Origin of the sequence: Streptomyces sp. NPDC008137 (assembly GCF_042957035.1) — a bacterium.
In the GTDB taxonomy this organism is placed as follows: Bacteria; Actinomycetota; Actinomycetes; order Streptomycetales; family Streptomycetaceae; genus Streptomyces.
Genome location: NZ_JBIBHN010000013.1, coordinates 88,586 through 111,023 on the forward strand (window position 1 = coordinate 88,586; position 22,438 = coordinate 111,023).

14 protein-coding genes are annotated in these 22,438 nt (G+C 71.7%); 7 read left to right on the forward strand and 7 right to left on the reverse strand.

Annotated features, from left to right (window positions below):
* Window positions 1–104 precede the first annotated feature (104 nt).
* A complete protein-coding gene (locus tag ACFZBT_RS21745) occupies window positions 105–1,193 on the reverse strand; it encodes a substrate-binding domain-containing protein (protein WP_391105835.1) in 1,089 nt (362 codons plus the stop codon).
* 257 nt (window positions 1,194–1,450) lie between these two features.
* Window positions 1,451–2,464, reverse strand: a complete 1,014-nt coding sequence (locus ACFZBT_RS21750; RefSeq protein WP_391105837.1) for an NAD(P)-dependent oxidoreductase — start codon at window positions 2,462–2,464, stop codon at window positions 1,451–1,453.
* 612 nt (window positions 2,465–3,076) lie between these two features.
* Between ACFZBT_RS21750 and ACFZBT_RS21755 the strand changes: the two genes are divergently transcribed.
* The 7 genes from ACFZBT_RS21755 (at window position 3,077) to ACFZBT_RS21785 (ending at window position 14,147) form a co-directional block, all read left to right on the forward strand.
* Entirely contained in the window at window positions 3,077–4,426 is a 1,350-nt protein-coding gene (locus ACFZBT_RS21755; protein WP_391105839.1) for an extracellular solute-binding protein, read from the forward strand.
* A complete protein-coding gene (locus ACFZBT_RS21760) occupies window positions 4,423–5,415 on the forward strand; it encodes an ABC transporter permease subunit (RefSeq protein WP_391105841.1) in 993 nt (330 codons plus the stop codon). The genes ACFZBT_RS21755 and ACFZBT_RS21760 overlap by 4 nt, the downstream gene beginning before the upstream one ends.
* Window positions 5,412–6,275: an ABC transporter permease subunit gene (locus tag ACFZBT_RS21765; protein ID WP_391105843.1), complete on the forward strand. Its 864-nt coding sequence runs from the start codon at window positions 5,412–5,414 to the stop codon at window positions 6,273–6,275. The genes ACFZBT_RS21760 and ACFZBT_RS21765 overlap by 4 nt, the downstream gene beginning before the upstream one ends.
* A 44-nt stretch (window positions 6,276–6,319) precedes the next feature.
* On the forward strand, window positions 6,320–7,840 hold the full coding sequence (locus tag ACFZBT_RS21770; protein ID WP_391105845.1) for a glycosyl hydrolase family 28 protein: 1,521 nt from the start codon (window positions 6,320–6,322) through the stop codon (window positions 7,838–7,840).
* Entirely contained in the window at window positions 7,837–11,181 is a 3,345-nt protein-coding gene (locus ACFZBT_RS21775; protein WP_391105847.1) for an alginate lyase family protein, read from the forward strand. Before ACFZBT_RS21770 ends, ACFZBT_RS21775 begins: the two co-directional genes overlap by 4 nt.
* Before the next feature lie 27 nt (window positions 11,182–11,208).
* On the forward strand, window positions 11,209–12,450 hold the full coding sequence (locus tag ACFZBT_RS21780) for an alginate lyase family protein (RefSeq protein WP_391105849.1): 1,242 nt from the start codon (window positions 11,209–11,211) through the stop codon (window positions 12,448–12,450).
* A gap of 92 nt (window positions 12,451–12,542) precedes the next feature.
* Complete coding sequence (locus ACFZBT_RS21785; RefSeq protein ID WP_391105851.1) at window positions 12,543–14,147, forward strand: carboxylesterase family protein; 1,605 nt, start codon at window positions 12,543–12,545, stop codon at window positions 14,145–14,147.
* On the opposite strand, the gene ACFZBT_RS21790 is transcribed toward ACFZBT_RS21785, so the two are convergent.
* From ACFZBT_RS21790 to ACFZBT_RS21810, 5 genes are read right to left on the reverse strand one after another with little or no spacing between them, the layout of a single operon-like run.
* The gene (locus ACFZBT_RS21790; protein WP_391105853.1) at window positions 14,100–14,687 is read right to left on the reverse strand and encodes an SLATT domain-containing protein; all 588 of its coding nucleotides are present in this window, start codon (window positions 14,685–14,687) and stop codon (window positions 14,100–14,102) included. The two genes, ACFZBT_RS21785 and ACFZBT_RS21790, sit on opposite strands and share 48 nt — an antisense overlap.
* A 21-nt stretch (window positions 14,688–14,708) precedes the next feature.
* On the reverse strand, window positions 14,709–16,037 hold the full coding sequence (locus tag ACFZBT_RS21795; RefSeq protein WP_391105855.1) for a hypothetical protein: 1,329 nt from the start codon (window positions 16,035–16,037) through the stop codon (window positions 14,709–14,711).
* On the reverse strand, window positions 16,034–17,245 hold the full coding sequence (locus tag ACFZBT_RS21800) for a hypothetical protein (protein WP_391105857.1): 1,212 nt from the start codon (window positions 17,243–17,245) through the stop codon (window positions 16,034–16,036). Before ACFZBT_RS21800 ends, ACFZBT_RS21795 begins: the two co-directional genes overlap by 4 nt.
* Window positions 17,242–18,870: a hypothetical protein gene (locus ACFZBT_RS21805; protein WP_391105858.1), complete on the reverse strand. Its 1,629-nt coding sequence runs from the start codon at window positions 18,868–18,870 to the stop codon at window positions 17,242–17,244. Before ACFZBT_RS21805 ends, ACFZBT_RS21800 begins: the two co-directional genes overlap by 4 nt.
* Complete coding sequence (locus ACFZBT_RS21810) at window positions 18,867–22,274, reverse strand: hypothetical protein (RefSeq protein ID WP_391105860.1); 3,408 nt, start codon at window positions 22,272–22,274, stop codon at window positions 18,867–18,869. The genes ACFZBT_RS21805 and ACFZBT_RS21810 overlap by 4 nt, the downstream gene beginning before the upstream one ends.
* Between the last annotated feature and the right edge of the window lie 164 nt (window positions 22,275–22,438).

A 22,438-nucleotide genomic window follows, 5' to 3' on the forward strand; every position in this document is an offset into this window, starting at 1 on the left:
CAAAGCGTTTCCAGAGGAGCCGGTGCGTGGCGCGGCGGACACGCCCCCGGCATCCGCGAGGGGTCGTAAAGTCTCCGGAAAACGGTTACGTAACGAAGCTTGTGTCAGGCGCGTGTCGCCGGCGGCCGCACCGAGTTGCGGACCACGACATGCGTGCCCAGCACCAGATGGTCGCCGTCGGCGCTCTTGCGGCGGCCCGCGCCGCCCTCGCGCCGGTCGGCCACCGCGCGCAGCGCGACCCGGCCCATCTCCTCGTAGGGCACGTGCACGGTGGTCAGTTGGGGCGTGAGCTGGGAGGCGAGCGGGATGTCGTCGTAGCCGACGATCGACACGTCCTCGGGCACCCGCAGCCCCGCCGCGCGCAGGGCCTGCGCCGCGCCCGCGGCCACCACGTCCGTGCCGGCGAGCACGGCGGTGAAGTCCGGTGTCTCGCGCAGGGCCGCCTCGACCGCCTCGTAGCCGTGCTCGTAGTCGTACGGGCCGTGCCGGACCATGCCCGGGCCGAAGGGCACGCCGTACGCCTCGAAGGCCCGCTGGGCTCCCTTCAACCTGCCCTGGGCGGTGGTCAGTTCGGCATGACCCGGCAGGACGAGGACGCGTCGGTGACCGGCAGACAGCAGATGGCTGGCCATCGCGTAGGCGCCGCCCTCGTTGTCGTAGTCGACGGTCGTCGCCGGGACGTCGCCCTCCAGCGGGGGCCTGCCCACCAGGACCAGGTGCGAGCCGGCCGCGTCCAGGGAACGGGCGAAGCGGGCCATGCGCAGCTGGTACTCGTCGTAGTCGTAGGCGCCGCCGAGCAGGATCACGGCCGCCACGCCCTGCTGCCGCATCATGTTCACCAGGGCCAGCTCGCGCTCCGGGTCGTCGCCGGTCGTGCCGACCAGGGAGAGCCAGCCGCGCAGTGTGGCGGCGCCCTCGACGCCCTTCGCGACGTGCGCGAACGCGGCGCCGGTGATGTTGTTGATGAGGATCGCCACCGTCGGTGTGCCGCCGCCGGCGAGGGAGCGGGCGTGGGCGTTGGTGACGTAGTCCAGGTCCCGGACCACCTTCATCACCCGGCGGCGCAGCTCCTCCGACACCGGGTAGTTGCCGGACAGCACCCGCGAGACGCTGGCCACCGAGACGCCCGCGCGCTCCGCGACATCGCGGATGGTCGCCCGGCCGGCGTCACTCGTCGCCTTGCGCTGACTCACCCTTGCGGCTCCTTCACGTAGTGGTCCGGCGTGTGGCCCGATGTGCGGCCCGTTGCCGTGCGCTCCGGCCCCTCGCGCCCCGGTCCGTCGCGCTCCGGTCTGTCGCGCCCCGGTCCCTTGGGCCCGACGCACCCGTGGTCCGGGCGCGCCCCGCACCGGTTCGGAAACCGTATCCCATCGTTACTCCAGGCTGGAGGGCCTGTGGACAGCGCACCGAAAGGGGCTGTCGCAGGTGCGCCGGCCCGCCCGCCACGGCGTCACGCCACCCGCGCCAGATCCGCACGCCGCACCTCGTGCACCGGTGGCACCCCCGCCGCCAGGCGCTCCAGTTCCTCGACCACGATGCGGCCGAGCCGCTCCAGTTCGTTGCCGAGCGAGCCCGCGATGTGCGGGGTGAGGAACACGTTGGGCAGGTGGTACAGCGGCGAGCCGGCGGGCAGCGGCTCCGGGTCGGTGACGTCGAGGACCGCGCTGAGCCGGCCCGAGAGCAGCTCACCGGTGAGCGCCTCGTGGTCGACCAGCGCACCGCGGGCGGTGTTGATGAGCACGCCGCCGTCCCGCACCAGGGCGAGCCGGTCGCGGTCGAGCATGTGGTGGGTCTCGGGGATGTCGGGGGCGTGCAGGCTCACGATGTCGCTGCGTCTGAGCAGGTCCTCCAGCGACAGTGCCTCGGCACCGAGCGCGGCGGCCTCGGCAGGGCTCACATACGGGTCGTGCAGCAGGACGGTGAGGTCGAACGGCCGCAGCAGCTCCAGCAGCCGGCGGCCCACCCGGGACGCGCCGACGACCCCGACGCGGCGTCCGAGGTTGCCGGTCGCGGCGGTCTCGCCGGGGCCCGGGTAGGCATGGGTGCTGCGGAAGTGCTCGCGGTGGTCGAAGGCGTCCTTGCCCACCAGCAGGATCATCGCGAGCGTGTACTCCGCGACGGGCAGGGCGTTGCCCGTCACCGCGCTGGAGACGGTGACCCCGCGTTCCCAGAGGGCCTCGCCCACCAGGGAGCGGACGGAGCCGGCCGCGTGCAGCACGGCGTCGAGCTTCGGGACCGCCGCGAGGACACCGGCGTCCAGGTGCGGGCAGCCCCAGCCGGTGATCAGCACCTCGGCGGCGGCCAGGGCACCGGCCGCGGCCGGATCGGCGAAGTCCCGCACCACCAGCGCGGGGTCGAGGTCGGCCGTGCGCCTCAGTCGCTCCATCAGCGGCGGAGGGAAGAGCAGCGGGAGGTGCACCGGGTCCATCGCGAACACGGTCCGCGGCAGCAGAGGGCTGGGCATGACTCTCCTGGAGCAGAGGATGACGGAGGGAAGAAACATTTTCAGAAAGCGTCTTCTACCGTAGATCCGCTGTGAAGCGGCGGTCAATCGGCTGGGGCGGGGATGACGGCGGGAGATGCCGGTTCCCGTGCAACGTCTTTGATGAGGCCAGGTCGTGGCGCGAGAGGAAGGACGGGATCGGCGGGGTGGGGGAGTGGAGCGGGTGCGGTCGCCCGGATCGGGTCGGGGGCGGCGACCCCGCCGTTTGGCTCAAGGAGAGCCTTGCAGTGGAAATCGATTACCACGGTTTCGGCGAGAGAGGGCGGGGTCCGTGTGCCCCTCCGTCTACGTCTCAGCGCCCGGACGGTGCGTTCAGCAACCGGTTCCCGAACTGTTGCCCCGTCGAGGGCGTAGATACCCCCTGGTCACGACGGCGGGGGCACTCTCCGATGGCTTGATCACGCCGACTGGAAACAGGTCTGATCCGTCCTCAAGCTGATGACGGCGAGGTTACACAGTCTTTTCGAAAATTCGTCAAGGCTCTTGACGCGCCCTGCCGACCGGAAGAAGCTCTGCCCCACGCACAACAACCGGTTGCCTAGCGCGCCGGAACCGCAAGGAGGTGGTGCGTTCATGCACCCTCGTGCTGGTGCTTCCCTGAGCCGCCGCCGATTCCTCGCCCTCTCGGCCGCGGGCGCCGCGACCGGCGCGGCGACGCTGAGCGGCTGCGCGATGCGGGTGTCGACCGGCGTCGGCGGATCGGGCGAGACCATCACCGTGATGGTCAAGCCCGGCGAGATCACCCCGGACGACGTCAAGCAGGCCCACAAGGACCTGGGGATCAGGATCGTCCTGGTCAAGTACGACATCACCAAGCTGATCGCGATGACGACCACCGGCAACCCGCCCGACCTGGTGCGCGGCGTAGGCGCCATCGACGCACCGTACTTCGCGGCGCGTGACCTGATGGAAGACCTGGACCCGTACTTCGCCCGGAGCACCGTCCTCAGACCCGAGGACCTCGACCCGGTCAACGACCTCTGGCGCTACGACGGCAGGACCCAGGGCAAGGGACCGCGCCACGGCATGGCGAAGGACTTCTCCCAGGACTCCATGTACTGGTACAACACCTCACTGTTCGACCGGGCGGGGGTCGAGCCGCCGCCGGAGACGGAACCGGTCACCTACGAGGAGTGGCTGGAGAAGGCGCGGCGCCTCACCCGGCGGAAGAACGGCCAGACGACCGTCTTCGGCGGCAGTTACAACGGCCTGATGAAGTCGAGCCTGCTCGCCTGCCTGACGGCGGCGGCCGGGGGCAGCCTCTTCACCGACGACTTCACACGCGTCGACTTCACCGCACCCGAGGCCCGCAAGGCGCTGGACTGGTACATCGGGTACTGCAGGAACAAGGTCGGGCCGAGCCCTGTCCAGCCGGATCCCAACGCCTGGGACGGACCCACCTACCAGGCCAACCGTATGGCCATGTCGAACTCGGGCTACTGGCTCGGCGGCATGATCGGCACCGACCGGAAGCTGGCCGAGGTGTCCCGCCTCGCACCCGCCCCGGTCTTCGGGGGCGGCCCGCGCATCAGCCCCTGCCAGGGCGGGACCGGCCTGTGGATGCCGAAGAAGGCCCGGAACAAGGACGCCGCATGGCGGGTCTTCGAGTGGTTCTTCGGCGAGGCGCCGGCCAAGGCGCGCGCGTCCGGCGGCTGGGGCATTCCGACCCTGAAGTCGCTGCGCCCGCTGATGCCGGCGCGGCAGGAGTACCAGAAACGGGCCCTGGAGGTGCAGAACGCCGAGCTGAAGCACTACTCGGTGATCTCCTTCACGCCGTACGCCTCGGCGGACGCGCTCGACGCCCTCTTCAACCAGATCGCCCCGGCGGCGATGACCGGCGGGATGTCCGTCGACACCCTCGCCGGACGCCTCGACTCCGCCATGAACGAGCAGCTGAAGCGCGGTAAGGAGCAGGTGGGATGACGACCGGGCAGATCACCCCCGTCGCCGGACGGACACACGCGGCGGCGGCCGGGAAACCGGCGGCGGTCCGGCCGAGGACGTCCATGACCGCGCGCAGACACCGGGCGTTCTACTTGTTCACCGCGCCCTGGATCATCGGTTTCCTGCTGCTGACGATCATCCCCATGGCGTATGCCCTGTGGCTCAGCTTCACCACCTTCGACGGCCTCTCACCTCACTGGAGCTACGTCGGACTGGACAACTACCGCGAGCTGTTCTCGGACTCGGCCACCTGGGACTCCCTGGGCCGCGCCGGTCTGTTCGCGCTGACGTCGGTACCCCTGTCGATCATCGCCGGACTCGCCCTCGCGGTCCTGGTCAACCGTCCGCTCAAGGCGCGTGGACTCTTCCGCACCCTGCTCTACCTCCCGGCCGTGGTGCCGCCGGTCGGCGCGGGCCTGGCGTTCAAGCAGCTCTTCGACCAGAACTCCGGCGCCGCCAACGGCGCGCTGAACCTGTTCGGCATCGACGCCGTGGGCTGGCTCGCCGACCCCTACGCCCGTTACGTGCTGTTGATGACGGTGCTGTGGACCGCGGGAAACGTCATGATCATCTCGCTGGCGGGTCTCCAGGACGTGCCCCGGGAACTGCACGAGGCCGCCCGCGTCGACGGTGCAGGCGCCTGGCGGACCTTTTGCAGCATCACCGTGCCCCTGCTGTCACCCGTCCTGCTGTTCCAGACGGTGACCGGCATGATCGCCTCGGTCCAGACCATCATGCCGCTGCTGCTGGCCCCCGACGGCACCACGGGCGGCGTCACCCTGGTCCCGCAGTCCAACTACCTCTACATGATGCACGTGTTCGCGCAGTACTTCGCGATCGGCCGCTACGGCTACGCCTCCGCACTGCTGTGGGTGCTCTTCGTCCTGATCCTCGTCGTGACCGGCCTCATCTTCAGGTTCACGTCCGGCGTGGTGTTCTACAACGTCGACCCGGAGGCGAAGAAGTGACCGCCACCAGCCTGCCCCCCGACTCGCCGGTCCGCGTGAAGGTACGCGTCGGCCGGCTCGTCCTCTACACGACCCTCGTCGTGATCACCGGGCTCTTCGTCGGCCCCTTCGGCTGGCTGGTCGTCTCCGGCCTCAAGACCCAGGCCGAACTGGCCTCCTCCCCGGTCCGCTGGCTCCCCGAGCACTTCCAGTGGCACAACTTCACCGACGCCCTGACCCAGATCGACTTCCTCGGCTACGCCCGCAACTCCCTGATCATCGCCCTCGTCTACGCCACCCTCGTCACCCTCAGTTCGGCATGGGTCGGCTTCGGCTTCGCCCGCCTGGAAGCGCCCGGCAAGAAGACCCTGTTCGGCATTCTGCTCGGCTCGATGATGCTGCCGCAGCTGGTCACCCTGCTGCCGACCTACCTGATCTTCGCGAAGCTCGGCATGGTCGACACATACTGGCCGTGGGTGCTGTGGGGCCTGGCGTCCGCGCCCTACCTGGTCTTTCTCTTCCGGCAGTTCTTCGCCGGTCTGCCGCGCGAGCTGGAGGAGGCGGCGATCGTCGACGGCTGCGGCTACGGCCGGATGTTCTGGCGGATCTTCCTCCCCCAGTCCTGGCCGGTGATCTCCGCGAGCTTCGTGATCTCCTTCACCTGGACCTGGGGTGACTACATCGCCCCGCAGTTGCTGCTGTCCAGCGACCGTTCCACGCTGGCCGTCGCCGTCATGTCCGCGTACAACACCCCGGCCGGGCAGCCGGTGCCCGAACTGCAGGCCGCGGCCTCCGTGATGTACGTCGTGCCGATCCTGCTGATCTTCCTCATCGCCCAGCGCGGCTTCGTCGCCGGAATGTCCACCACCGGCCTGAAGTGACCCGGCGCGTCTCTCATCTGCTTCTTATCCGCGAGGAGTTCCACATGACCCCGTCCCTCTCCCGCCGAGGCGCCCTCCAGGCGGCCGGTGCCACCGTGCTCGCCGCCGGGCTCACCGACCTGACGGCGACGGCCGCCCGGGCCGACGCGGCCGCCGCCGCGCCCAGGCTGGTGACCTACCCCAGGCCGTCCGCCATGCCGGCCAACACCAGTTTCAAGGTGCGGGTCCGTACCGCCCCGGACGGCGAGTGGCAGACCCTGGACATCTGGCGCCCGCAGCTGTCGGAGATCAACCCGGCCACCGGGGGGAGCAAGGTCTACAACTCGTCCCTGGCGTACTTCGACTTCCAGGGATCCGTCGAGGTCGAGGTCACCTACCTCAAGGGCGGCACCACCAAGGTCCGCGTCAGACCGGACTCCTACGGCATCAAGCCCGAAGTGGGCGGCGACACCCTGCGCTTCACTCTCGACCGGCCCCGCAATGTCGTCGTCCAGATCAACGACGACATCTTCGACTGCCTCCACCTGCTCGCCCGGGCGATCGACAAGAAGATCCCCGAGCAGGACGACCCGAACGTCCTCTACTACGGCCCCGGCGTCCACACCACCGCCGACGGCTACCTGACCGTGCCCTCCGGCAAGACGGTCTACCTCGACGGCGGCGCCGTCCTCAAGGCGACCGTCCTCTTCCGGAACGTCGAGCACGCCGGGATAGCCGGCCGGGGGGTGCTCGCCGGGACGGTCGACGGCGGTGTCCTGATCGAGAACGCGAGGAACATCTCCGTCGGCCCCGTCACCGTGCTCAACCCGAACGGCTACGCCGTCAAGCTCGGCGAGGCCACCGGCGTCACCATCAAGGGCATCGGCTCCTTCAGCTCCAAGGGCTGGGGCGACGGCATCGACGTCTTCTGCAGCAGCAACGTCGTCATCGACGGCGTCTTCATGCGCAACTCCGACGACTGCATCGCCCTCTACACCCACCGCTGGGAGTACTACGGCGACACCAGCAACATCACCGTCCGCAACTCCACCCTCTGGGCGGACGTCGCGCACCCCATCAACGTGGGCACGCACGGCAACACCGACAACCCCGAGGTCCTGAAGAACCTCACCTTCAGGAACCTCGACATCTGTGACCACCGCGAGCCCCAGATGGGCTACCAGGGCTGCATCGCCCTCAACCCCGGCGACAGCAACCTGATCAAGAACGTGAAGGTCGACGACGTACGCGTCGAGGACTTCCGCTGGGGCCAGCTCATCCACATGCGGGTCATGTACAACACGAAGTACAACACCTCGGTAGGCCGCGGCATCCAGAACGTCTACGTCAAGGACCTCTCCTACACCGGCAAGCCGCTCGCCACCTGTCTGCTGCTCGGGTACGACGCCAAGCACGCCATCAAGGACGTCACGTTCGAGAACCTCGTCGTCAACGGCACGGTCATCGCCGACTCGATGAAGAAGCCGGGCTGGTACCTCACCACCGACACCATCCCGATGCACGCCAACGAGCACGTGCTGAACCTCAAGTTCCTCACCACAGCCGAGGCGGCCGCCGCGTCATGAGCACCAGCCCCCTGAGACCGATCGCACCGATCGCACCGAGCCGCCGGGGCTTTCTGGGCGGTGCCGCCGCCCTGCTGCTGGTGTCCGGCGCGAGCGGCCTGCTCGCCCCCGGCACCGCCCGGGCCGCCACAGCGGCCCCCCGGAGCTTCACGCACCCCGGACTGCTGCACAGCGCCGACGACCTGGCCCGGATGAAGGCCGCGGTCGCCGCCAGGGAAACGCCGATCCACGACGGTTACCTCGCCTTCGCCGCCCACGCGCGCTCCAAGCCGACGTACGCCGTCCAGAACACCGGCCAGATCACCTCCTGGGGCCGAGGCCCGGCCAACTTCATGAACCAGGCCGTCGCCGACTCGGCCGCCGCCTACCAGACCGCGCTGATGTGGTGCCTCACGGGCGAGCGCGCCTACGCCGACAAGGCCCGGGACATCCTCAACGCCTGGTCGGCGTCCCTCACCGCCGTCACCGGAGCGGACGGGCCGCTCGGCGCGGGCCTCCAGGCCTTCAAGTTCGTCAACGCGGCCGAACTGCTGCGGCACAGCGGCTACGACGGCTGGGCGAAGGAGGACATCGCCCGCTGCGAGGAGTCCTTCCTGCGCGTCTGGTATCCGGCGATCTCCGGCTACATGCTCTACGCCAACGGCAACTGGGACCTCACCTCCGTCCAGTCGATCCTGGCCATCGGCGTGTTCTGCGAGGAGCCCACCCTCTTCGAGGACGCCCTGCGCTTCGCCGCCGCCGGAGCCGGCAACGGCAGCGTCCCGCACCGCATCGTCACCGACGCGGGCCAGGGCCAGGAGTCCGGCCGCGACCAGGGCCACGAGCAGCTCGCCGTCGGCCTGCTCGCCGACGCCGCGCAGGTCGCCTGGAACCAGGGCGTCGACCTGTACGCCTTCGACGACAACCGGCTGCTGAAGAACACCGAGTACGCCGCCCGCTACAACCTCGGCGGTGACGTCCCCTTCGTCCCCGACCTGGACCGCACGGGCAAGTACATCAAGACGTCCGTGTCGGCGGTGGGGCGTGGCAACCTGCCCCCGGTCTACGAGATGGCGTACGCGCACTACGCCGGAGTCCGGGGGCTCGACACCCCCTACACCAAGGCGGCCGTCCTCCGCGGCCCGGGCGGCGCCCGCGTCGTCGAGGGCGGCAACGACGACCTGCCCGGCTGGGGCACCCTCACCTTCGCCGGTACGAAGGCCCCGGCCCCCTCCGTGCCCACCGCCCCGGCCGGTGTCACCGCGGTCGGCGGCGACCGGTCCGTCACCGTGGCCTGGCTGCCCTCGGCGTGGGCGGAGTCGTACACGGTCCTGCGGGCGAGCAGCGCCGACGGGCCGTACGAGAAGATCGCCACGGGGGTCGGTGAGCCAGCGTACACCGACCGCCGCACCCGGCCCGCCTACTACCGGGTCGTAGCCGTCAACTCCCAAGGACACAGCGCGAGTTCCGCCTGGGCGGCCGCGGCCCCGGGCCTGCCCGGCCCCTGGTCCACCCGGGACATCGGCGACGTCAGGACCCCCGGCTCGGCGGTCTTCGACGGTGAGCGGTTCGTGCTGGAGGCCTCCGGCACCGCCGGCACCCACCGCCTGGCCCATCTGCCGCTGCGCGGCGACGGCACCGTCACCGCGCGGATCGTGTGGCCGCTCAGCTCCCAGTACTCCAAGATCGGCGTCACCGTACGGGCCGGGCTGGACGCGGACGCGGCCCACGCCGCCATGCTGATCCAGGGACTGCCGCTGCACACCTGGAGCGGTGTGTGGAGCGTACGGCCGAAGGCGGGGGCCGGGACCAAGGGCACCGGCAGCACGCCCGTGCCGCCGTCCCAGCAGCAGGCGATCACGACCAGCGCCGCCTTCCCGATCTCCTCGCTCGGTGAACTGCCCGAGTCGGCGACCCCGCTCCAGGCCCCGTACGTCGAGGGCGCGGGCGACGGTTACCGGCTGCGGATGCCGTACTGGGTCCGGGTGACCCGCCGGGGCGACCGCTGCACCGGCGCCATCTCCCCTGACGGCCTTCATTGGACCGAAGTCGGTTCCAGCGAGGTGGAGTTGGGCAGGACCGCGCACGTCGGACTCACCCTCGCCTCCTGCCTGGGAGTGGCGGAGGACTACGCCGAGACCGGCACCGGCGCCTTCGACAACGTCAGCGTCGTCTCCCGTACGGGCGGTGACGTCTGGTCCGTGCCGCGCCCGGCCCGCGCCGCCGGTGACCTGCGGGCCGTCGCGGGCGCCGACGCGGTCGAGCTGGCCTGGACCGACCCGGACCTCTCGGCCCGCTACAAGGTGCTGCGCTCCACGGCCGCCAAGGGACCGTTCGAGACGATCGCGACCGGCATCGGCCCGGTCGGCTTCGGCACCCGCGTCCGGTACGCCGACGCCACCGGCAAGCCCGGCACGGCGTACCACTACGCCGTCGCGAAGACGAACAACTCCGGGCGCGGCCCACTGTCCGACACGGTGAAGGCGGTGATGCCGACGCCGTCCGTGCCCCGGCTCACCTCACCCACCACGGCGTTCGCGAACAAGGGCGTCCCTTTCCGGCACCTCCTGCGCGCCTCGCACGAGCCGATCCGTTTCACGGCGAAGGGACTGCCCGACGGCCTGCGCCTCGACAAGCGCACCGGCCTGATCTCCGGAACCCCCACCAGGACCGGCGAGTTCACGATCACCGCCACCGCGGCCAACACCGCGGGTGAGGCCACCGGCCCCCTCACCCTCACGGTCGGCACCCCGCCGCCCGAGCCCTGGACCTACGGCGACCTGGGCGATGTCATCCTCGACGACCGCGCCTACGGCACCCTCGGCGTGGTCGCCGTCCGGACCCCCGGCTCCACCGCCCACGAGGACGGGACCTTCGTGGTGCGGGGCGCCGGGACCGACCTCACCGTCAACAACCAGGGCATGACAGGCCAGTTCGTACGGCGCCCCGTCAGCGGTGACTGCGAGGTCACCGTCCGCCTGGTCTCCCGCGCCGGAGCCAACGGTGACCGGGTCGGCCTGCTGATGGCCAAGTCCCTGTCGCCGTTCGACCAGGCGGCCGGGGCGATCGTCACCGGCGGCACGAGCGCGCAGCTGATGCTGCGGCCCACCGTCGCCGGAAAGTCCACGTTCACCGGCAACACGGCGGTCACCGCCCCCTGCCTGCTGCGGCTGAGGCGCACCGGTACGCGCTTCACCGCAGCCACCTCGTCCGACGACGGCGCCACCTTCACCCCCCTCGCCGAGGGAGACCTCCCCGGCTTCGGTGACGCCCCTTACCACGTGGGCCTCGTGGTCTGCTCCCGCGACCCCCTGACCCGCAGCACCACCGAGTTCGACGAGGTGAGCATCACCCCCCTGTAGGCCTCCACCGAACGGAGAAGCCCCCACATGAGCCGCACTTCCCCCCACCCGCACCACGAGGGCGGCCAGGTGAGCCGCCGCGGTCTGCTCAAGACCGCCGGCGGCCTCACCGCGGCCCTCGCCCTCGGCGCCACCGCCACCACGGCGGACGCCGCCCCCGGCACCTTCACCCACCCCGGCATGCTCCACAACGCCGGCGACATCAACCGCGCCAAGGTCAGGGTCGCCGCGGGCACCGACCCCTGGCTGCCCGGCTGGAACAAGCTCGTCGCCAACTCCCACTCCCAGTCGACCTGGACCGACCGCGCCACCGCGACGATCATCCGCGGCGGCACCGGACAGAACTACGGACTCCTCTACAACGACATCGCGGCCGCCTACCAGAACGCGCTGCGCTGGAGGGTCGGCGGCACCGAGGCCAACGCCCAGTGCGCCGCGCGGATCCTCAACGCCTGGGCGACGACGCTGACGACGGTCACCGGAAACGCCGACCGGTTCCTCGCCGCGGGCCTCTACGGCTGGCAGTTCGCCAACGCCGCCGAACTCATGCGGGACTACGGCGCCTTCGACCTCGCCGCCTTCCAGGAGATGATGGTCAAGGTCTTCTACCCGCTCAACAACCAGTTCCTGACCGGCCACAACGACGCCTGCATCACCAACTACTGGGCCAACTGGGACCTGTGCAACATGGCCTCCGTGCTGGCCATCGGCATCCTCAACGACGACGCCGCCAAGTACGACCAGGCCGTCGACTACTTCAAGAACGGCGCCGGAAACGGCTCCATCAAGAACGCCGTCCCGTTCCTGTACGGCAACGTCGAGGGCTACGACCTCGGCCAGTGGCAGGAGTCCGGCCGCGACCAGGGCCACACCGTCATGGGCATGGGCCAGATGGGCGCCATCTGCGAGATGGCCTGGAACCAGGGCGAGGACCTCTACTCGTACGACGGCCGCCGCTTCATGAAGGCCGCCCAGTACGTCGCCAAGTACAACCTGAACATGGACGTGCCCTTCACCACCTACAACTGGGGCAGCGGCCAGAACTGCTCCCCGCAGTCGCAGACCGTGCCCGGCGCCGGGTCGCGCGGCCAGGTCCGCCCCGTGTGGGCGATGCTCCACTACCACTACGGCCGGCGCCTGCTCCTCGACGACAAGTACATCTCCCAGATGTGCTTCTCCGTAGCCCCCGAGGGCGGAGGGGGTGACTACGGCAGCGACAGCGGCGGCTACGACCAGCTCGGGTTCGGCACCCTGATGTACGCCAAATAGCCGTCAAACCGGCTCGTGCACCGGAATACCCGTGAGCGATGTGGTGCTCTGGTGATACCGGTGCACGAGCGCGGCGAAGGGCTGGTGGGCGCATGACGGCAGGCCGGACGGATCCCGTGGTCAGGAGCCCGTACGGGGCCGTACGCGGCAGGTACGAGCGGGGAGTGGCGGTCTTCCGCGGCATCCCGTACGCGGCGCCCCCCTTCGGCCCCCGCCGCTTCCGCCCGCCCGTCCCCCTTCCGCCCTGGGACGGCGTCCGGGACGCCGGCGCCTTCGGCCCCACCCCGCCGAAGCCCCCGTACTCCAGCGCCTTCGCCCACTATCTGTCCGACCCGGTCGTGCCCGGCGACGACTGCCTCAACCTCAACGTCTGGACTCCTGAGCCGGCCGCCGGAGCCCGCCTCCCGGTCCTCATCTGGCTGCACGGCGGCGCCCTGACCAGGGGTTCCTCCGCCGTACCCGTCTACGACGGCCATGCCTTCGCCCGTGACGGCGTCGTCTGCGTCTCGGTCAACTACCGGCTGGGCGTCGAGGGCTACGGACTGTTCCCGGACACGCCCCCGAATCCTGGCCTGCGCGACCAGATCGCCGCCCTGACCTGGGTGTACGAAGCCATCGAGGCCTTCGGCGGCGACCCCGGGCGCATCACCCTCGCCGGCCAGTCCGCCGGGGCGATCAGCATCGGCGCCCTCGTCGCCGCCCCGCAGACCCAGGGGCTGGTCCGGCGGGCGGTCCTGCAGAGCGGGCCGCCCGAGGCGTCCGAGCGGGCCAAGGTACGGCGGATGGTGCGCCGTATGGCCACCCGGCTGAAGATCCCCGCCACCGCCGAGGCCTTCGCCGCCGTCGACCGCGACCTGCTGCTGAGCACCCAGGCCGAGGTGGGCAGGCTGAGCAGCCCGGTCGTGGGCGGCCCCGCCTTCGGCATCGTCATCGACGGCGACACCGTCCCGTGCGACCCCCTGGAGGCTCTCACCGAGGGCGGCGCGGCCCCCGGGGTCGAGCTGCTGATGGGCTGGACCCGGGACGAGTACCGGCTGTGGCTGGTCCCCGGCGGCCTCCTGGAGCGCGTCGACCGTCTCGGGGCCGTCGCCCTGGCCGGTGCCATGGCCCGATGCCACTGCGGCCCCGAGGTACCTCGCGGCTACCGCGCCCTGCACCCCGAGGCGAGCACGGCGGACATCGTCGGCCAGCTCGTCACCGACCACCTCCTGCGCATCCCCCTGCACCACCTGGCCGACGCCCGGACGGAACCCTCGTACCTCTACGAGTTCGCCTGGCCCTCCAACCTCCCCGGCCTCGGCGCCTGCCACGCGCTGGAACTCGGCTTCGTCTTCGACACCGGCGAGGTCCCCGAGTCCCGCAAACTGGCCGGTGAGGGCGGACCGCGGGACCTGGCCGACGCGATGCACGCCGCGTGGGCGCGCTTCGCCACGGACGGCGACCCGGGCTGGGAGCGCTGGGACGAGGCCCATCCGGTGCGCGTCTTCGGAGACCGCGCGCCGGACGCCGAGAACGGCGTGGCCTATACGGCGTACGGCCCCCGGGACCCTGAACTCGCCCTCTGGGCGACCGACGCCGTCACACCCGAGGAACCCCCGCTCGCGTCGCTCCCCGCCGACGGTCCGCACGGCCGCGGTACGGAACTGCGCTCAGCCGTACGACGACTCCGCCGCTCCGGGGCGCTCCGCAGGCACTGACCGGCCCGCCACCGGACGGTCGTGGTCCACCGCGTACGTCTGGCCACCGCGCCCGATATTGGCCTGGGCGCGCCGGTAGGCGCGTCGGCCCGGGGGATCGGCGGCCCGGTTCTGCTCGTCCCGGCGGGCCGTCAACTCCGCCAGTACGAGCCGGACTTCGTCGACCGGCAGCACGGGCAGGTCCACGGTCCGGGCCTGCCGGGCGGCCGTCTGCACCTCCAGATAGGCGTTGGCGCAGCCCGTGGCGTGGGACATGCGCTGCGGCGCGTTCACCGTGGTCATGACGGCGCTGATCCCGGCCGACACCAGCGCGAGAATGCCGGCGGCGATCCGCCCCGTCGACTCCACCAGCGCGGTCGTCCCGGCCACCGCGGCCAGCAGGCTGGTGGGGATGCCCATCATCAGGTGCACGCCCCGCCAGTGCTTCGCCGTCTCGAACTGCGTCTGGGCGCTGTACATCGCGCTCTCCTCGAGCCTGCGCAGCTCGTCCGCGATCGCCGCCCGCCGCGCCTGCGCGTCCGGCCCGGGGGTCTCTGCCACTGTGTGCCTCCTCGTCGTCGGTCACCGGCGGGCGATGTCCTCCTGGCGGAGCCGGAGGGCCACGGGTACGGGGTGGTCGGGCGGCAGGGTGCTCGCCGCCGTCTCCCAGAGGCGCAGGGTGGCGTTCGAGGACGCGTGCAGCGAGGGCACCAGCTCGATCGCGGGCACGGTGCGCAGCGCGGTGAACGGCACCGGGGGCTCGTCCGCTACCAGTTCGAACCGGACCTGCGGGGCGAACAGCTCGATGACACCGAGCAGGGCACTCTCCCGGCCGCGCAGGGCGACCCAGTACCGCTGGGGTGCCGCGTCGGCCGGGCGGAGCACGAACGGCGCCACGATGCCGTCCGAGGCGTCGAGCCAGCTCTCCTCCGTCGTGCGGAGCGGTTTCGGCAGCGTGAGTGTCACGCGCACCCGGCCCCCCGGCGTGTGCTGGGCCGAGGCCTCGAACAGCTCGTCCTCGGCGGCCGTCCCGTAGGAACGCTCGGTCCGCCTGGCCGCCGCGGGCAGCACGGACTCCAGTCGGAGGGACAGGGACGGGGGCCGCCCGGCCCGGGGCCCGGGGCTCAGCCGGGCGGCGACCACCCGGGCCGTGTGCCGCAGCAGCGGGTCCCGTCTGCCGAGCCGGTCGGCCAGCAGGGCGAGCCGCTGGGCGGTGTGGCCGGGGAACCTCTCCGCGGGGGCGGACAGCAGTCCCGTCAGCAGGGAGACGGCCTCCTGCCGCAGAGCGGCCGGCTGCCGCCCTTCCCGCATGCCGCGCTCCAGGACCGCCAGGGGACCCGCCAGCCGGGTCGCCGCGGGGGTGAACCAGTGGCGGAGTTCGAGCCGGGGCGGCTCGACGGACGTGGCCCCGTCGAGCGCGGCCAGCACGTTGCCCGTGACGGTGTCCAGGTCACTCCAGGGCAGTGCGTGGAAGAGCACCGGGGGCGGGGCGGTCTCGGAGGCGAGCCGGTGCAGCAGGGCGTGTCTGAGGTCGAGGCTCTCCCCGGCGAGGACGCGCAGGACGTCCGGCTCGGCGGGCGGGGTCTCCCAGCGTTCCTCGATACGGGCGACCAGTTCCGTGCCGTCCGCGCTCGCGGGCAGCGGACGGCCGTGGTCGTCCAGCTCCGCGTAGGAGACGCCGCGTCCGGGGTGGCTCAGCGCCAGGGCGTGCACGGCCGGGCCGCCGTCCCGCCGCGCCACCAGGCCGGTCCTGCGCCAGGCCGGGTCCTGGAACAGGGGGAGCGTGCGCGCGTCGGTCCGTTCGGCTCCGTCGTTCACCGGTCCGGTGACGCGGTGCACCCCCTCCTCGGAGCCGCAGGCGTCGATGCGTGCGACCCAGGCGGAGAGGGGCCGGTGCGTGGGGCCCTTCATTCGGGGCTCCTTCGTTCGGGGCTCCCCAGCAGTGTCTTCAGCAACCGCTCCACGCCCGCTCCCAGCGTGCTCGCCACCACCGTCTGCCGCTGCGCGGGGACGCCGCCCAGGCATTCGTGGTGCAGGGCCAGCAGCTGGTCCCATGCCTGCTTTCCTCGCTCCCGGACGCGGTCGGCCAGGTCCTCGGGGAACTCGTCGGTCCACGCGTGCAGTTCGCTCGTGTCCACCGGCCCCTGGGCCTGCCAGCGCACGAGGAACTTCACCGCCCGCAAGGCGAGGGCGGCCTGCGTCAGCGGGTCACCGGAGGGGTTGACGGGGACGAGGGCGCGCCTGGGCTCCGACTGATCGGGCCCCGGTACCGACAGATGCGGCAGACCGCGCTCGCTCGGGTCGAGGACGAGGTGACGCTCGAAGTCGTAGAGGACGCTGTTGACCGTGAAGTCCCGTTGCAGGCTGTCGGCGACGAGGTCGGTGCCGGTGGCCGGGAAGCGGAAGCCGCCGAGTCCCAGGCCCCGGTACTCGATGAGCGGGGTGGGCCCCTCGTCGCGGTAGACGGTGCAGACCAGGGTGTCGGGGCTCACGCGGGCCCTCAGCTCGTACGTCTCGCCGTCCTCCGCCAGGGTCCGGCGTGCCAGCTCCGCGAAGCGGCCCGCGGGCGCGGTGCCCGTCAGGTCCAGATCCCGGACCGCCTCACGGCCGTTGCCCGCCAGCAGTTCCCGGGGCGCCCCGCCGCTCAGCCAGAGCTCGTGCCCGGCGTCGCGTACCGCCCGGGCGATGGGATCGAGGACCCGTGCCCAGGGAGCGGACCCGTCGGCCAGCAGGTCGTCCACCGCCGCCGGCAGGCACCGGGACCGCCGGGCGGCGGGCACCACGGCCCGTGCCGGCAACCGGTCGTGGGGGAGTCGTTCGTCGCCCGGACCCGGGGGCCTGACCAGGGGCACGGGCCGCTGCGGAGGCGAATCCGGCTCCTGATCGGCCTCGGTCAGCAGCCGGTCGTCCCGCGCCTCGGGCAGGCGGCCGTCGGGCGGCTGCGCGTAGGCGAACCCGACGACGCGCTCCCCGCGCAGCACGTCCCCCGCCATCACCGGCCCGTTCGAGGCGCGTGTCTCCACCGCCTCGGGACCCGGTGCGTACGGCGGGCAGCCGCGGCCGCAGGGGCAGTCCGCGTCTTCCTGCTCCGGGCCCTCGATCGCGTCCGTGCACGTCACGGCGCCCACCTCCCCACCCACAGCGCCTTGCCGCCCGAACCCGTCCGCAGTTGCAGCCGCTGCTCGAACTCCGGCTCGTACACGGTGCCCTCGTAGTCGTCCTGCTCCGCCTCGGGAATGTCCAGCAGCGCGATGTCCTGGATCTGTGCGGCGGTGCAGGTGATGTCCTGCGCGGGGTGGTCGACGCAGCGGTGGGCGGCGAGCCCCGGGAACACGATGCCGTGCTCCTTCAGGCCCGGGTGGCTGCTCAGCAGCCGCACCAGTTCGCGGCGGCCCTCGGTGGTCCGCAGGGCTGCCCGGGTCTCGTCGTCGCAGTGGTCGCACAGCGCCCGCAGCGCCTCGACGTCGTCGTCCTCGGCCGCGTCCCTGATGCGCTGCGCGAGCGCCCGCAGGTGGGACGGGACCGGCTCCCCGCGGTCGGTCGTCCTCGCCACGCCGGCCCGTGCGGGCTGGGGTGCCGCCGCGGGTACGGCAGCCCCGGCGCTCTCCGCCGAGGTGAACACGAACGACGACACCCCGGTGCCGATGACCCGGCGCGCACCGTCCCCGTCGGTGAACTCCAGACCGCCCAGGGGCGGAAGAACGGCCTCCGTGGGCTTCTCGGCCCTGGGCCGCTCGGGCGCCAGGAGCCGCGCGGCACGGCCCTTCGCGCCGTAGCCGACCGCCAGCATGCCCGACCCGATGAACCGCCACGCGCCGTCGCGCAGGTAGTACGACACGTAGCGCTCGGGAGGTACGGCCTGGCATCCGGCCATCGGCCCGAACGTCACGGTGAGGCCCTCGCCCGCCCAGGCGATGCCGGTCACGTGCAGCCGGTCCTCCAGCAGGGCGCCGGCCATCGCGGCGTCGGCGGGACGCTCCGGCCCCTCGCGGACCTCCCGCCCGTACGTCGCGACCCGCACGCTCCCGACGTTCCAGCAGGCTCCGCCGGAGTCGTGCGAGGACCAGCCGACGCGCCGCCCGTCGGGAGACTGCACTCCCTCGCTGAACGCCGTGGGAGCGCCTGCCGGCCGGAACGGCCGGACCGTTCCGGACCGGTCGACCGCCAGCATCTGGAACTGGCCGCGGCCCGCCTTCTCCTCGGGCAGCAGGTCGGCGATCGTCACGGCGTCCCGGCCGCCGGCGGCGACCCGGGCGTAGGGCGACACCGGGGTGCTGAGCTCCGCGCGCCGGACCCGCCCGTCGGCGGTGTACAGCAGCAGTGCGTCGCCGCTGGTGTTCACCGTGGCCGCGGCGTCACCGAGGAAGCCGACTCCCCGGCAGGCACAGGGCGTTGTCCGCTCGCGCCCCGAGGCGATGTCGAGGCGGTGCAGACGCCGTCCGTCGGGGCTGTCGTACTCCTCGTCGATCCAGGCCAGCGCGGAGCCGTCGGGTGACCACCGGACATCGTCCGCCCGGGCGCTCAGTTTCGCGCCCCGCCAGGTCCGGCCGGCCGCGTCCGCCAGGACGATCTCCCGGGCCGCCGGCCGGACGAAGGCGAGAACCGGCGCACCGTGCGTGGCGTTCGGCCGGTCCCCGCCCGACGTGTCGTCCCCGCCACCCGGGGCGTCGCAGCCCGCGCCCAGCAGCGCGGCCGCCATCGCCAGGGCCGCCGCCCGTCTCACCCCCGCGCCGAGCCGCCTCACCCCTTCACGTCCTCGCACAGCTCGATGTACGACACGGACTCCTCCACGTGCTTCTCCCACTCGTCGCGCGACAGACCGCCGTCGGTCCAGTCGCACATGCGCTTCTCGAGGGAACCCTCGGTCATCTTCCAGATGTTGACGGCGCCCGGCTTAACGTGCTCGCGTTGCTGAGGCAGGGAGGCTCCGGCGAGATACGCACCGTCAGGTGACCACTTCACCTGCACCACGTCGGTGCCGTTGACGTCGCGCAGCGGCGGCATCGACTGCTGCCCGGAGTCCAGGTTGTGGACGAGGACGCGCTCTCCCATCGCCGTCGCCACCAGCCGGCCGTCCGGCGAGATCGCGCTGTCGACGGCGAGTTCACCCTCGGGCATGCGCAAGGGATCGCCCAGCGCGGTCAGTTTCCTGCCGTCCAGCAGCCGGACGGTACCGCTGGTCATGTCGAGGGTGACGAGCCGCGAGCCGTCCCGCGAGTACGACACCCGCATGACGCCGGGAGCGGGGACCGTGCGCAGCTTCCGGCGGGTGAGCAGGTCCACCATGACGAGACGGGCCTTGTCGCCGTCGCCCTCGGTGAAGACACCGGTCCTGCCGTGGATCGCCATGTCCGAGGTTCCGGCCGCCAGGTCGATCGTGCCCAGGCGCCGCCAGGTCCCGGTCTGCCAGATCCCCACGTCTCCGCTGACGTGCCGCGCCACCAGCAGGCGGTGCTGCGGCACGAAGTCGACCTGGGAGACGATGCGTTCGGGAAGCTGTGTGCGCTTGCGGTCCTCCGCGGGGGACATGTCGAGCTGCTGGAGATAGGTGCCGTCCCGCTTCCACAACGTCACCGTCCCGATGCCCCGGCTCTGGCCGACGGCGGCCACGAACTTGTCGGACAGCGCGAGGGCGTTGATGTACGAGCCCGAGGCGGGGTACTCGGTCACGTGCTCGTAGGAGGCTCCCGCGGCGCTGATCGTCCCGGGCACGGAGTCGAGGTCGATCGTGTAGGCGCCGTAGGAGGTGTTGGTCATGAAGTCGGTGAGCAGCAGGGTGTTCCCGGGGCCGAAGACGGAGCCCGTGGACGGCTGCGCCGGAGGCAGGGCCCGGTGCACCGGGGTGTTGCCGAGCACGGTGACGCGGCCTTCTCCCGCCGTCACGACCGTCCCGTCTCCGGCCCGTACGGCCGCTACGGTTCGCCCGCCGCTGGGCACGGACAGCGGGGCCGAGGCGCCGTCGGCGGAAGACCGTACCGGGATCACGGCCGTGCCGCCCGGCCCGGCGATCACGACGTCGTCGCCGTCCTGCTCCAAGGCCGTCGGCCGGGTGGACAGCCCGCCCAGCGGATAGGTCAGGCGCTTGCGGGTGCGGTCCCAGGCGAGGACCCCGCCGCTGGTGGCCACCGTCACCACGTCCTGCGACGCCCGGACCAGGGAGGCTGCGCCGGGGACGTCCTCGGCGGGGAGCAGCTGGGACACCTTCTTCGTGCGGAGGTTCACCGACACCACCTCGTTCGAGGTGAGCAGCAGGACCGCCTGGTCCGCGCCGCCGCCGGGGCCCGCATAGGCGGGTACGACGTCCGCGCTCATCGCCAGCCGGTTCGTCGTCGGCAGCCGGCCGAGCAGCTCCTTGCCCGCGACGTCCCTGAGCCGCGTGCAGCCGGTCACCGTGCGGCTGGCGGGTTCGATCTCGCTGACGGCACCGTCGTCCCAGACGGTGGTGAGCCCGGACCCGTTGTCGGTGAAGCCCATCCTCACGATCTCGCTGTAGGGCCCGGTACAGGACGGCGCCTTCACCGTCCCCAGCTTCTCGGGCTTGTCACCGGAGGCGTCGAACAGCCTTGTGTCCCTGCCGTCATGGGCCGCGAGGATGCCCGATTCCACGCTCCGGACGAGACCGGACGCCCGTCCCTTCACCTCGGCCAGCTTCCGCCCCGACCCGGTGTCCCACACCTGGATCGAATCGGCGATGCCCGAGGTGTACGCCCGGTGCCCGGCGTCGTCGACGGCGAGGACGTTGACCGCTCGGTCGGCCTTCCAGCTGCGCACGGTGTTGCGGTTGGTCTCCAGGACCTCCTGGATCGCGTTCTCGGCGTCCTTGTTCCCGGGGTCGATCCGGTACCCGGCGAGGGCCAGCAGACCGGCCGTGCGCGGCTCGCTGCCACGCATGCGGACCGCCTTCGCGGCGAGTCCGGCCGCCACCGCCCGGCGGTTGTTCCGCTCGCTCTCGCCGCTGGCGAAGCCCCATGCCACGAGGGAGGCGACCAGGCTGGTCGCCAGTACCCCGGCCACCAGCCGCGAGGTCGCGCGCACGTCGAGACGCCGGGCCGCCTTCGCGGCCTCCTCCACGGTGGCCACCCCGACCACACTCGCCCCGCCGCCGAGGTCACGGACCTGCTGTACGTCCCGTTCCGGTACGACGACGCGTTCGCCGTCCGCCACCACGCTCAGCTTGGCCCGGTACCCGGTCACGGACTGGATGACGCGGGTGTTCTCGCCGGACATCGCGCCGACGACGGACGTACGGGGATTGACCCTGCTCAACCGCAGCGGCCCGAACAGTTTGCCCCGGGTCCTGCCGAGTTCGGACAGCAGGACGGCGAAAGCCGCTCCGAAGGAGGAGTCGCTGACGTGGTCCACGGGCCCGTCCCCGTCCCGCAGCGACCAGAGCACGGCGCCTTTCGGTTTCGCGGGGCGCGCGATCCGCCAGGCGTCGTCCAGCGCGCTGCGAAACCCCTCGTCGCCGACGAACCCCGACATGACGCGTGGATCCGGCAGCAGCCCTGAGGGCAGCCCGCGGACCAGGTCCAGCCGGAGATGGAAGCGCGCGCCGAGGTCGCCCCGTTCGGCGAGCACCGTCAGACGCGGCCCGCTCAGCGGTCTGGGCAGTGCCCCGTCGAGAGCGAGCAGCACGAGGGCGAGATGACCCCGGACCGAGTCGTCCACGCTGTCGGAGGCGAGCAGCGAGGCCAGCCGCTCGCCGTGCCGCGAGCCGTCCGGCGCGGTCCACTCCGCAGCCTCCGAGCCGTCCGTCCGCGCGGCGGCGGCGCTGCGCGCCAGCCAGGCCGTTCCGATGCGCAGGAGGCGCTCGGTGTCGGCGTCCCCGACCAGGGTGAGCCCGAGAGCGGCGTAGGCACGTAACGCGCGCGCCGCTGCCGGTTCGTCCGTGACGAGGGGAGCGTCGACCGGTTCTTCTATTCGGGTGTAGGCCTGGGCCTCGTCGAGGATTTCGTGCAACGGCGTCCGGCCGGCCAGGACCTGGCGCAGCGTCGCCTCGTCGTCCCTCGCGACACAGTCGGTGAGAAAGCCCCACAGCGGCTGTCCCTTGCCGGTGAGGGGGTCGATGAGATCCCAGGTGTCGGTCCCGGGCGGCAGGCGGTGCAGCAGGTCGCGGACCGCGGAGGGGGGCATGGGGTCTTCGGCCACGACTGCCTTTCATGACTGCACGATTTGTGGGAGGTCATCTTGGCAGCAAACAAGGTCGGAAAGCAGCCAGAATTCCTGAATTCGCAGAGGAGTTTGACCATCGGACGTTTGAGCGAGATCGAAAATGCCTCATCAGAATCACAAGAAACAGGAGTCTCACGGTC